Genomic DNA, 13,700 nt, shown 5'->3' on the forward strand with positions numbered 1-13,700 from the left:
TCTATTTAATTTGATTGTAATGATATGGGCCAACCCAAGTGTATTCCTTTCCGTTGATTTTTAGTTGATGTCTTGCTTCTTTTGAGGCATTGGTATTGGCAATTATGAATAATCGATTACCTCCTGATTTACCGGAAATAGTGATTGCCGTATAGTCTTCCGCATCTAAAACCACTTTCAAGCTGGCAATGTTGCTAGAAGCGTTAACAGCAGATTCTGAAACGGGACTATAACTACCGTGTGCTTCCATAGTTGCAACAAAGGTGGTATTTTGGGCATTTTTTCTTCGTAGCATGAAACCGGCGTCTCTTCGTAGATTGAATTCAGGATCATTTGCCCCAATCCGTACCAAGTGTATTTCATCAGATGGGTTTGTTGCCGCTGTGATGGTATAAAACCTACGATTGTTTAGCCAGCTGAATTGCGTGTTTCCTTCATTGGCCTTACCCTCTGCCTCAAGCCACAAATGTTGATACCCGTTTTTTTCACCTAAAGTTTTTAGTGTTTTTGGTGTGGTGAACTCGAAATTTGTTGTGATGAGCTGTCCGAAGTAATAAAAAGGTAAGTCATATTGATTTTCCTTCTCCGAAATAATTTTCAGAATATCCAAAACAAGAGGCTTTTCAAAATCGGCATCTTTAATAAGGGCCATGGTTCTGTGCATTTCTGTTCCGGGATACGCATTTTTCTCTTTAGCACTGATGATTTGTAGGGAATCATTCTGGTTATCAAAAAAATACAGCTCAGAATGATGCTGGCTTCCAATTTCATACTTCCCCAAAAAGTGTGAAGTTTCGTTCTGAACCAATGTATTGTGGGCCACGGTTTGTTTGGCCCAAGTCTTGTTTTCTTTTAGGTAATTGCCCCCGCCTTTTTGCTCAATATTGACAAAACGGGCCAAGCCATAATCTTGTAGGACTTCGCCTAATTCATCATAAAGGGAAAATGAAAGTTTGTCATAGTGCCCATGACTTGAACCTTGGGAGGTATATTTAAAAACAAGTTCGAGTTCGTCATTTCGCAAAATCCCGACACCCCCTTGTTGCCCATTGGCACCATCGGACAAATTAATTGATTTTTTGTCAAAAGGTTGTTCTTTGCCATCTCTAAGGTCTATGGCAACGGCTACCCCAGAATCATCTAAAAGCACACGGCCCTGTTCTTTTGCTATGGACAATAATCCCTTGTCCTGACTACCATAATGGTAGGAAATATTTACTGCGGTAACCAATGCATTGTTATATAAAGACATGCCTTTTTGACCATCATTAAGGGGATAGAAATTGCCATTTGCATCAGTTAGATTCAATAAGGCATTGATGGATTTTAAAAGGACACCATCTTTATATTCAAAAATCTTAGTTTCAGGCCTTACATTATTAAGGGCCGTGGCAAAGACCAAAAATGGATACATGGCGTATCGCTGATAATAAGGCCCCTCATTGTAATAACCATCAGGCGAAAAAGGTGCTTCTATATTTGCTAAAAAACCTGCTCTTCCATCTTTATTTAAAAACCCACCATCATCATCCTTTGCGGTTTTATCCAGATTAACTCCTTTAATGCCGTACATGGCCCGATCGATCAACGCTTGATCATCCATGACCAAACCTATCATGCCGACAGCGGCATTGCCCCAAGTACTGTGGTTGTGGACGCGCTGATAAAATTGCGGACTTTCAACGGATATATGATCCGCAAAAGGTCTAAATAAATTCTTTTCTAATTTTTTGCGTTCTTTTTTGGTCAAATAATCATAAATGCAATCGTAAGCCTGACTAACATATACCAACCAATTGGCATCATTTAAACACTGCCAAAATAATTTGCCTCTAGCGTAAGATTTTGTTTTAGGATGCAGCGGTAATGTCTTGTAAAGTTCTTCATACTGCATTAGCATGTCTTTTACGTACTTAGCGTATTTTTCATCATCAAGAATTTGATATAATACGCCCGCCTTTTGAAGCACAATCCAATTTTTTTTGTGCCGTACGTGCGTATACCCACCTGAGTAATCTTTAGGAATTGGGGTGTCTATGCCTAGGGCGATTTCAGCGTCAACTTCTTCTTTCAATGTCTTTAAGGAGCTATCAAATAAGGGAATGTTACCTAATTCTGCCCTGATTTTTTCAACACCGGTCTTGGTGAGAATCAACTTGGGATGTTCTTGGCCAGTCGCTAAAGAAGGCAATGAAAAAATACTACAAACTATGGTAAAGCGCGTGAAAAGATAGTGTAGTAACATCAGTTAAAATTGGTTAACCAGTTTGGTTTACCAAAAATACGCTTATTTATGGTATGGGCAAATTATTTACCAACTCTTTATCATAAATGGCTACCAGGAGCGTAAACTTTTCAATCGATAACCCGTTGTGCCTTTTGAATGCTTTTTAGATGTAAAACCGTCAGTTCGAGTTTTTTCTGGAAGAAAAAGTATCGAGATCAAGGTTGCAATGCTAAAATTCTGATTCTCGATAATATTTCCCGATACTTGGTATCAAAAAATCATTCGAATTGACGAATTTTCATCAAAATGCATAATAGGTAGCTTTGTTTAATGTTTAGGTAGATTAAAATTCATGGGAAGTAAGAAATGCTTCGCAATGGCCATATAAGAAGCTTTTTAAGCGCAACGATTTTAGGGCGCAAAAACTATTGGTTAAAGAAATCATTGTCTTTACCCAATACTTTTAACTCAATCTTTATGCGGCTATCGCGGTAAATACGGATTTATGACCAGCGGAATTTGTCCATCAATACATCAACTTAAGGGGCAGATTTTCTTGGACCACAATATTGCCGGAATTTATGATTTCGTTATTGGAATGCGAATTGTTCTTAGCCCCCCATAAACGGGCCACCAGGTTCACCTTATTGTTTAAAAATTTGTTGTTGGCAATGTTTACATTAATGATGCCGTAGGTATGGATTAAAGTTCCATTGTTCTCTTTTGCACCGCAATTTTTAAAAATATTGTTGTTCACCACGAGATTTCCGCCTACGGTGGATTCGTCATATCCGCCACGGTAGTAATTGATGGTGTTTTTTTCGATATTCTCAAATTGGCAATTGGCAATAAATACATTTTCAGCATTGTAATCGCCTTTATCATCATTTTCGGCTGCTAAAACCAATCCGTTGCTACAGTTTAAAATCTTAGTATTCGTAAACTTGATATACTCTGAAAATGAATATTTATAGCCGAGTAAAACATGATCAAAATCTGAAATTTCACCGCCAACAACCTGTAAATTGTACAGACTGGACATATCTCTTTGCAGACTGGCAAAGGCATATTGAGATTCAGTTCCTTTTAGATGTATGTCTTTTAAAGTAAGTTGCCCTTTAGGGTTCATTTCAAAAGCTGGTGTTTTAGCAGCACCTTTATACGCAATGGTGGTATTCTTTGGACCATCTGATTGTATGATTAATTTTTTATTAATCTTTAACGATGAATTGAGTTCATAGTTTTCGGCAGTCAAGTTGATAATATCTCCTTCATTAGCTTGCTGCACGGCAGTGATTAGCTCGGCTACTGAACCAACATGATGTGTTTTAGTCTCGGTAGTTTTTGGCTTTTTGTGATACCAATCTGGACCGTATTCAGAAACATCCATCAAGTTTGGTTTCCCGGTGTTCACGCTACAAATAGCGCCAACTGAGTTATTTTCTTTTCTCGAATTACCAAATACGTCATGTTTAATTTGGTCAAATTCAAAACCAGCATACGGTTCAATACTCGATAAATTAGTAGCTGGCACATATATATACTCTTCTAACTTTGAAATTGAAAAGTCGCTAGATATGAAACCCTCAAGTGGCTTAAATGCAACATCTTGGTTATTGATCACATTGCTTTTAAAATGGATTCCGTCTAAAGAATCATGTGCAACAACGGGCTGTTTGTCTCTATTCTCACTGTAAATAAGATTATTGGCAACTATAGTTCTAATAGGTCTTTCAGACCTGATTTCTGAGGCAGGAAGTACATCTCTTTGATCTGTATTAGACCCCACACCAAATTGTAAGGGTTCGATGCAATTTATCCAAGAATTATGAGCCACGACCACATCAGTTACTTGAATATATCTGTTGAGCGGCGATTTATGAATACCGTTCATTACCGCCAAGGGACTGCGGAATACTTTTCCTTTAAGGTTGTAGAAATAGTTGTTGGTAACCCAATGGCCAGTACCAATTAATCGGATACCGCCAATTTGCTCCGAATTTTCATCCCCAATGAAATAATTTCCATCGATGGTGCAATAATTGCCATGACGCGTTACCAATGAACCTTCACTTTTGTAAAACACATTGTTACGAAATTCATTGAAATTGGTTTTACTTGAAATGATTTCTACCTCTCCGTTACAACGATCAAAAAAATTGTTTTCAACTAGGGTATAACTTGGTGCCATAGACGTATAGCTATTGCCAATCTGAATGGTTTCAGCACTGGGGCCGCCCTTGGGTGGTCGTGGCCCAAAATAATTGTTCGTGATTTTATGATAGTTCTTGATACTCCTATTCCCTTCTAAATCCACCCGAACCGTAGGGCCTCGGTTAGACTTCCCGGCGATATAACAATGGTCTAGTTCATTATATCGCCCTTTTAATTGCACCCACACATCGGTCTCATTTCGTTGCGCCTTGTTATAGTCGACAATCACACAGTTTGTTACTTTAGAATGGTTGGCAACGGTATCTTTGTCCATGGCGAATTCGATGACCGCTCGGGAAGGAGACGAACCATTGCTAAATTTAAGCCCATCTACCACCAAATAGTCACCACCTAATTTTAAATCAGATTTCCCACTAAGGATAACCTCTCCCGCTGTCTCCGCCTTTAATGAGATTGGTTGTTCTTCAGTACCGTATCCTACAAAACGGATTTCAACATCATTCCATTCACCATTGGCCATTACAATGTCATCGCCTGGTTTTGCCCTTTGAATCGCTTCATTCAATCCAGCGATGTCTTTCACATAAACCTTCTCATTTTCAGCATTCTTATTACAAGATAAAACTGTGAAAATCACATATATAATCAGCAAGTTTTTTTTCATTTCAGAATTATTTGCAACGTTTGGTAGGCAAGAAGCCAATAATGAGCTTGGATTCATTTTTGTTGATTTTACTGCCTGTCACTTTTAATGGTGGCCTACGTCCCTAAAACTATTACCTATCCAAGAAAAAAAGTGCCATAGCCCTAGGGCAAAGACCATAACATGGAACAAAACAACATCTCAATACACTATCATTTTTCAATCTTTAAATAGGTGCCTTTAAAGTTTTGGTTGAGCACCATTACCGTAAGGTCTACGGCTGTGGCATCAGGAATTATTTCTATGGATGCGCGCCCGTTGGCCATACCAATGATTTCACTACCTGTGGGCGTTCCTTGGTTTTTGAGCGTTGCACCGCCTTCCAGGCATTGAAAATAGACCTTGTCTTCATAATCCAAGCACCGCATCCCATCTTTGTCTACGGCGGTTGCGGTCAACAAATAATGACCGTTCTTCAATGGAGCGTACGATAGTTCCAATGCTTTTGCCGCACCATTTTTTTGAAAACGATAGTGCACCTCTAGGGTATCATGAACCATTCCCTCGTTGGTCATTCCCGCTGCGATCAATTCATTTTTTCCTTCTTTAAAATCAATGTCCCAAGTGAGTCCCGATGCTGGAAATTTTGAAATATCCTTTTTCTTTTTTCCCAAATCAATCCGGTTGTGCGTCAGTTGTACTTCATCACAATTGCTAAATACGCTTAGGTTTCGCTTTTTGCCCTCGGGGCCTTGGCGTTCTGTCCAAGTACTGGATTCTATATACACAAAAGGGTCTTTGGCCCAATAACTTTTGAATACGTAAAAGGCATCTTTAGGCTTACCATTGCGGTCTACCAAGCCTTTTTGATTCATGTATGGAATATCATTTTCGGGTCGCAGTGGGGTTCCAAAATCTTTAAAAGCCCATTGGGCATTGCCCACAAAGGTGGAATCTTGTTCGGTAATGCGTAAATGCCAATCAAAGAGATCCACGATATAGTTTTCGCTCCAATCCCCAATTTGGGCGATGTTGGCCACTTTGGTTTGTACTATGGCCTCTTCCCATCCGTCTGAATTAATTACGCCTTCACCGGTTATCGGATTCTCGGTATGACGACCAACATGGCTAGAACCACCATATTCAGTATGTAAAAAATGGTCGTATTGTGGCTTGTAAGTATCAATCGCCTTCTGATAACTTTTATAGCTGCCAGAATACCAGCCAGACCATATGGAAGGTGAAAATACGTCCACGATATCTGCGCCCTCATAGTATTTGCGGATAGCTGTTTTTCTTGTAGGGTCCATTTCATGGGCAATGTCGTTCAGTTCCATCAAAAACGCATTCATTCTATCGGTATCATCGCCATTTTCAAAATCGGGCAGCCAGTACATTTCATTTCCCAGAGACCAAATAATGATACTAGGGTGGTTGTAGTTTTGGTCTATGATTTCACGCAGCATGTTTTTGGTGTTGGTTTGCCAGACTTCTTCCCCCAAACCGCCACGACACCAGGGCAGTTCATCCCATACAAGAAGTCCTAATTTATCACAGGCTTTATAGATTTCCGGGTCTTGGGGATAGTGCGCCAAACGAACAAAATTTGCCCCCATTTCCTTAATTTGCTCCATGTCTTTTCGGTGCTGTGCATTACTCATAGCAGCGCCAACTCCTGCATGTTCTTCATGGCGGTGGGTTCCTCGTAAGAGCACCCTTTTTCCATTGAGGTAAAAAGGACCGTTCTTTTTAAACTCGAACCACCGCAAGCCTACTTTTTCACTTGTTTCATCGAGCAGTTGGTCGTTTTTAAATAAGGTAACGACCACTTCATAAAGGTTGGGCTCGTCAATATCCCAAAGCATGGGGTTTTCAATGTTTTTCAGCTCTATCTTGGCTTTTTTCCCTGCCACTGTTTGCTCCGCAGATAGCACCACGTTGCCCTCAGGGTTTTTAAGTTCTGCTTTAAGTTTTAGGGTAGCTGTATTATCATATTCGGTAAGAGGAATCTCTAGGTGTACATCGGCCGTTTCATACGATACCTTTGGAGTAGTTACTTTAACAGCACCGATAGCTATTTTAGGCTTGGTAACGAGCCAGACATCTCTGGTAATTCCCCCATAAATAAAGAAATCACTTTTTTGGGAGGGGATAACGTCACGGTTGTACCCATTGTCTACCCGTACTAAAATGATGTTTTCTCCTTTGTTCAAATGGGGCGTCATATCTATTTCAAAACCAATATATCCGCCAATATGGCCACCAGCTTGGTGTCCGTTCACGTATACATCTGTAGTAATATTGGCTCCTTCAAAGTAAAGGCTGTAGCGAGTATTTGCATCAATCCCATTAAATGATAGTGTTTTTTTGTACCAACTGCCACTTCTTCTATACCCTGCTTCATTATCCGTTGGGTCTTCACTGTTCCAAGTATGGGGCAAATCTATGCTTACCCAAGAATCTGAATTTTGTATGAGCTCAATACCTTCTGCGTTGTCTTCCAGATAGTGCCATCCTTCATTAATATTGGTTTTGCTTCTAAGCGCGGTAATAGTTTCCTTATTTTGACATCCCACAATAGAAAAAAGTAGGCTTAGAAATATAATTGATGCGCTCATTGGATGTAATTATTTATAAGGATAAAAATACCTTTAGGTGAATCTGGTGCCATCCTGCACTACCTGCGGTAGAACAAGAACGAACCTTGAAAAATGTTTTAAATTCTTTGCTGTCTTAACAAAGCCTCTAGAAAATAATAATCACCATAAATTATGGGTTCATCCATTTCGTCTTTCTTGGGCCAATTACCTGTACTGTGTTTTAGGATAAAAGGCGCATTGACATTTTTACCCAAAATATATTCTTCCGATTTTAGGGTGTTCAGCACGCGATCGGCATAGGATTTATACCTAGGGGAATCTGTATACGAATGCAGTTCATAACAGGCCGATGCTATGATGGTCGCTGCGGAAACATCACGAACCGCATTGGGAATTTCAGGATCATTAAAATCCCAGTAGGGGATAGCGTCTTCCCTAAGATTAGTATGGTTGACGTAAAAATCAAAATTAGATTTTGCTTGGTTCAAGTAATTGACGTCTTTGGTATATCGATAGGCCATAGTGTACCCATAAATACCCCAAGCCTGCCCTCTGGCCCATGCTGAATTGGCATCAAAGCCTTGATGGGTAACCTTGTCTTTGGCTTGGCCTGTAATGGTATCATAAACCACAACATGGTAGCTGCTATGGTCTTCACGAAAATGGTTTTTAAGGGTGGTATTGGCATGTGCTACCGCGATGTTGTGGTAGGTGCTGTCTCCTGAGATTTTGGTAGCTTCAAAGAGCAGTTCTAAATTCATCATATTGTCAATAATGACGGGAAACTCCCAGATATCCTTATTAAAATCCCAGGATCGTAAACTGCCCACATTTTGGTTAAAGCGGGTACTAAGGGTTTTGGCACTTTCAAGGATGATGTCGTTATACGATTCGTTCGGTTGTACTTTGCTGCCTTGTCCGAAACTGCAGTAAATCTTAAAACCCATATCATGGGTGCCGTCATTTAGCTTTTCTTTTTCTACGAGAGCCGTCCATTTCAATGCATGTTCTTTGAATGCCTCATCACCCGTAAGCTGATAAAGCAACCATAGATTGCCAGGGTAAAATCCACTGGTCCAATCTTTGGAAGGTACTTTGTTTACCGATTTTTTGTCAAGGGAATAACTTCTTGGAAAGCTGAGGGAGTCAACAGGATGTTCTAAAAGTTTTGAATACCGCTGTTGAAGAAGGGAATCCATTGCCTTAGCTTCACGTGCTGCGGTTTCATTTTTTTCTGTTTTACACGCCACAAAAAAGCATAGCAGTGTTAGAGCCCATAAAGTGGGATATGTATTTTTCATGATAGAATGGCCTTGTGAAAAAAAAGAGCGACCAATCTACTGCCTTGGTAAATGGCCGCTCTGGGAGAATTTAAACTAACTTTTAGTACCCGGGATTTTGGGTTAAATTGGGATTTCTCGCTAATTCATCTGCCGGCATCGGCAACAAATAATCTTGATTTGGGTCAAAATTGACTTTTTCACCTTCAAATCCACTGGCACCAAAAACTTCATTACCCATTCTTCTTCTTGCAATATCGTACCATCTTTTAAATTCAAAAGCAAGTTCTAACCTTCGCTCTTCCATGACCAGGTCGCGGAACTCATCTTGAGATAGACCACTCACATCTGCAGGTACGGCGGCACCATTACCACTTCTGGCGCGTGCACGGATTCTGTTCACGTATTGAAAAGCTTCAGCGTTGCCCCCACTAATTTCATTCAAAGCCTCAGCAGCAATAAGCAGCACCTCAGCATAACGCATCATGGAATAATTGTGTTGGGAAGCTCTACCATTATTATTGGCAGTTGTACCCGTCCCTCTTGTATATTTGGCAATATGCGGGCGATTTACGGCTCTACTGTTGAAATCCCTAAATACGGTAAAAGGTTCAACATTACCATTAAAAACCCCTGTTGCGTCAAAACTGACCGCTTTTCTATAATCGTCATCATCCCAATTTTCAAATACGGATAATGCGGGTACGGCCACAGACCAACCACCACCAATACCGTATTGTTCATCTGATCGAATTCCTGTTAGCGCAGGGGCATAATCCTGACCATCGTCTCCATTCCTAAACGCTTCAAAATCCAAAGAGAATAGCGGTTCTTGGGAAGCATCAATCGTTGCAGCGTTGAATAGGTTTTGAAAATCCGGTTCTAATGCCAATTCATAAATTCCTTCATTGTCTATTACTTCTTTGGCTTTATCGTATGCCAGTTGGTAATCACCTCTTGTTAAGTGAACCAATGCTAGATATCCTTTAGCGGTGGCTTTGCTAGGCAAGGACCTAGCGGGTTGTGTATTTGGCAACCAAGTCTCGGCAAACGCTAGATCGGCAATGATATTGGCATAAACTTCTTCCGCAGGTGTCCTACTAATGGAACCCGCCGCAACGATATCCGTCACAGGCGCATCCAAATAGGGAAGGTCACCAAACAGCCTTACCAAATGGAAGTAGGTAAACGCCCTGGCAAAATAGGCTTGAGCAATCACTGCATTCTTTGCGTCTTGATCGGCATCAACCAGTTCTGCACCAGCAATGGCTTGGTTGGCGGCACCAATTATTTGGTACACTCGGGTCCAAAAACCATCGATCATGCCATTATCCGCAAGAACGTTAAATTCATTATGTTCAATCCGCCTAAGCGAAGTAGTGGGATCTCCGATATCGACCATATCACCTCGTAACATAATGGTCAGTGAAAATTTTCTGCCCCAAAAATCTTCGTGGGTCATATGCCCATAGGCACCGTTTACCGCAGTCTGTATATCTGCGATAGAGTTAAAAAAACTCTCGGGCGCCAAAACTCCCTGCGGGTTCTCCTCTAGATCAGAACATCCAATTACGGATATTCCAATCAATAAAAGCACTAGTTTAATTGTTTTCATTTTTCTTTTCATTTTTTTATTAGAATCGTAAATTTAAGCTAAAGGTATAAGATTTGACGTTTGGATAGTTGCCAAAATCAAAACCGTTGGTGGTATTTGCAGACGAACTATTGCCGCCACCAGATCCAAAGAAACTTACCTCGGGATCTAGGCCAGAGTAGTCAGAGAAGGTTAATAAATTTTGACCGCTCAGTGAAAATCTCACCGTATCCATACCAATTTTTTCGGAGACATTTGAAGGTAAGGTGTACCCTAAGGCAATATTTTTAAGTCTTAAGTAACTACCATCTTCTACAAAACGTGAGCTGATTTGCTTACCCCTAAGTGCTGCTCTTGGTATATTGGTATCCGTGTTGCTGGGTGTCCAAGAGTTTAGTATTTCCCTTGTTGCATTGGAATCTCCATTAAATAATTGAACATTGGTAAGGTTCATCACATCCCCTCCATAAACTCCTTGAAAGAAGATGTTTAAATCAAAATTTTTGTAGGTAAAATTATTGGTAATACCTATGGTGAAATCTGGGGTAGGATCTCCTATGATTTTTTGGTCGGCTGTGGTAATCACACCATCCGTAACACCATTTTCATCTGCGACATCGGTAAACAATTGGTCGCCTGCCTCAGCACCTTCAAAAACCGCAGTACCTTCCGGCAGATCCCCACCTTGATACACACCTCTATACTCAAAACCCCAGAATACACCAGCGGTTTCACCTTCTCTTAAAATATGTGTACGATCTATATTAAAATAACCTGGTGAAGCATCTAGAAAGACGTCTAAACCGCCAATAAGCGCTTCTACCGTGTTTCTGTTTCTAGACCAGTTGAAATCTGTGGTCCAACTAAAGTTATCATTGGTCACATTTACGGTATTCAATGAAATTTCAAGACCTTTATTATTTATTTCACCTACGTTTCTGATACTTGCAGCGGTTAAAAAACCTAGGAATTCTGGCTGGCCTTGATCCGCCAAGAGCAGGTCTTTGGTGTCAATATTATAATAATCTACGGATAGTGCAACTCGATTGCTGAACAGACCCAAATCTAGTCCAATATTGGTTTGAAAAGAAGATTCCCATTTTAAGTTAGGATTGGCTGCTTGATCTGGCACCACAGCACCAACTTGTTGCCCATTGATTATAGACAGTACGTTATCAAATCTTGCCAACGATTGAAAGGCACTAATGGCTTGGTTACCGGTTACCCCATAACTTGCCCTGAGCTTAAGGTTGGAAATCTTTTGATTGTCTTTTAAAAAGTCTTCGTTAGAAATTTTCCAGCCAATGGCTCCTGAAGGAAAAATGGCATATTTATTATTTGCTGCGAAGTTAGAGGCACCATCTCGCCTTACGGTGGCCGTAAATAAATACTTGTCATCATAATCATAATTTAGACGACCGAATTGAGATTGTAATTCCCTTTCAGAGAATGAAGAGGTTGGGGTTAATTGCACGGCCCCAGCTGCCAAATTAAAGAAGGAAAATGAATCAGAGGTAAAATTCTCTGCACCGGCCGAAAAGCCTTCAGTCCTATTTTTTTGATAGCTATAACCAGCTAAAAGCGTTAAATTTCCTTTTCCCAGTTCTTTGTTATAGGTCAGGTAATTTTCACTGATTAGATTGGTATTTTGACTACTAGCAACTATGGCCCGACCTCCGGTATTGCCCCCTGCGGTAGTAATCAAGGTTGAAGGCCTAAACAGTCCATCAAAAATATTGGTTGTGCTAAAACCGAATGTGGTTTTAAAAGACAGCCCTTCCATTAATTCATAATCAGCATAAAGGTTTGCCCTATAATTATCTGTTTTTGTTTCGTTCACAGATTCCGTAGCTACGGCAAACGGATTGTCAATATCATCACCTACGCTATTAATGGTATTAAGCCCGTTGGCATCCAATACGCCCAAGTCTGGCGAAAATCTAAACGCTGAAGATACCACATCATCACCACCACCATTGGCTGTCTGGCCGGTAGATTGTGTTGGCACGCCATTTTGATTACCTCTACTCCCAAATAAATTGGCTCCTAATTTTAGCTTATCTGTTACCTGAGCATCAATGTTGGCGAGAAACGTTACCCTTTCAAAATCTGAATTAATGACCACACCCTCTTGCTTAAAGTAATTTGCAGATGCATAAAAATTAATGTTTTCAGCACCTCCTGAAAAGGAGAATTGGTGATTCGTTGTATACCCATTTCTATAGATTAAATCTTGCCAATCCGTATTGGCAGGACCCTGCTCGTAAGATGGGTTGATCGCTTGTTGAAAAGACGCAAATTCATCCGCATTTAATAAATCGAGTTGGTTTGAGGTACTTTGTGCAGCGTAATTTGTGTTGAATTCAACGGTTAGTCTGCCGCTTCGTCCCTTTTTGGTCGTTACCAAAACCACACCATTAGCACCTTGCGACCCGTAGATAGCGGTAGCTGAGGCATCTTTTAAGACTTCTATGGACTCAATATCATTGGGTTGGGGAAAAACAGCGCCAACAAAACCGTCAACTACAATTAAAGGATTACTACTGGCGTTGATTGAAGTATTACCCCTAATTTGGATGTTGATGGGAGCACCGGGCTCACCACCATTGTTGGATTGAACCACAACACCTGCCGCCCTACCTTGTAAGGCCTGTGCTGCATCTAACACCGGAAATGCATTCAATTCCTCAGATTTAACGGAAGAAACCGCACCCGTGATATCACTCTTTTTTCGGGAACCATATCCCACGACTACCACCTCATCTAGTTGGGAAGCATCTTCTACCAAGGTTACATCAACAACTGTTTGGCCGGTTAGTGTAATGGTTTGGGCTGCATAACCAATGTATGAAAAGCGAAGGGTTTCACCACTGGCCACATTAATAGTGTACTTGCCATCAAAATCGGTCTGTGTACCAGTTGTTGTATTTAAAATGATAACGTTGGCCCCTGGAATGGGAATTTTGTTTTCATCAGTAACGGTACCTGTTACTGTAACGTCTTGCCCAAAGGTATAAGACGCCATCAGGAGAAGAAAACCTAAGAGCGGTTTTAGTATCCTTTTTGTGATGCTACTTTCATACATAAGTCTAGTCTATTTAGTTAAAATTATTGGTCAACCTACTTTTTTGGTTAAACAAAAAGCGTGTTACCTGTCTTCTCCCAAAACTATGTTAAAAGC

At 40.5% G+C, this 13,700-nt stretch carries 6 protein-coding genes; all 6 read right to left on the reverse strand.

Annotated elements, in window-relative coordinates; all coding sequences use genetic code 11:
* Position 1: 1 nt before the first annotated feature.
* A complete protein-coding gene (locus I595_RS15355; RefSeq protein WP_054560332.1) occupies positions 2 to 2,245 on the reverse strand; it encodes an alginate lyase family protein in 2,244 nt (747 codons plus the stop codon).
* A 508-nt stretch (positions 2,246 to 2,753) separates the two neighbouring features.
* The gene (locus tag I595_RS15360; protein WP_054560333.1) at positions 2,754 to 5,066 is read right to left on the reverse strand and encodes a chondroitinase-B domain-containing protein; all 2,313 of its coding nucleotides are present in this window, start codon (positions 5,064 to 5,066) and stop codon (positions 2,754 to 2,756) included.
* A 191-nt stretch (positions 5,067 to 5,257) separates the two neighbouring features.
* Positions 5,258 to 7,663: a glycoside hydrolase family 2 protein gene (locus I595_RS15365; protein ID WP_054560334.1), complete on the reverse strand. Its 2,406-nt coding sequence runs from the start codon at positions 7,661 to 7,663 to the stop codon at positions 5,258 to 5,260.
* 98 nt (positions 7,664 to 7,761) lie between these two features.
* Positions 7,762 to 8,946, reverse strand: a complete 1,185-nt coding sequence (locus I595_RS15370; RefSeq protein WP_054560335.1) for a glycoside hydrolase family 88 protein — start codon at positions 8,944 to 8,946, stop codon at positions 7,762 to 7,764.
* Positions 8,947 to 9,028: 82 nt separating this feature from the next.
* Positions 9,029 to 10,540, reverse strand: a complete 1,512-nt coding sequence (locus I595_RS15375) for a RagB/SusD family nutrient uptake outer membrane protein (protein WP_054560384.1) — start codon at positions 10,538 to 10,540, stop codon at positions 9,029 to 9,031.
* Positions 10,541 to 10,559: 19 nt separating this feature from the next.
* Positions 10,560 to 13,604 carry a SusC/RagA family TonB-linked outer membrane protein gene (locus I595_RS15380; protein ID WP_054560336.1) on the reverse strand — a complete coding sequence of 1,015 codons (3,045 nt, stop codon included), beginning with the start codon at positions 13,602 to 13,604 and terminating at the stop codon, positions 10,560 to 10,562.
* Positions 13,605 to 13,700 lie beyond the last annotated feature (96 nt).

The organism is Croceitalea dokdonensis DOKDO 023 (assembly GCF_001306415.1).
GTDB lineage: Bacteria > Bacteroidota > Bacteroidia > Flavobacteriales > Flavobacteriaceae > Croceitalea > Croceitalea dokdonensis.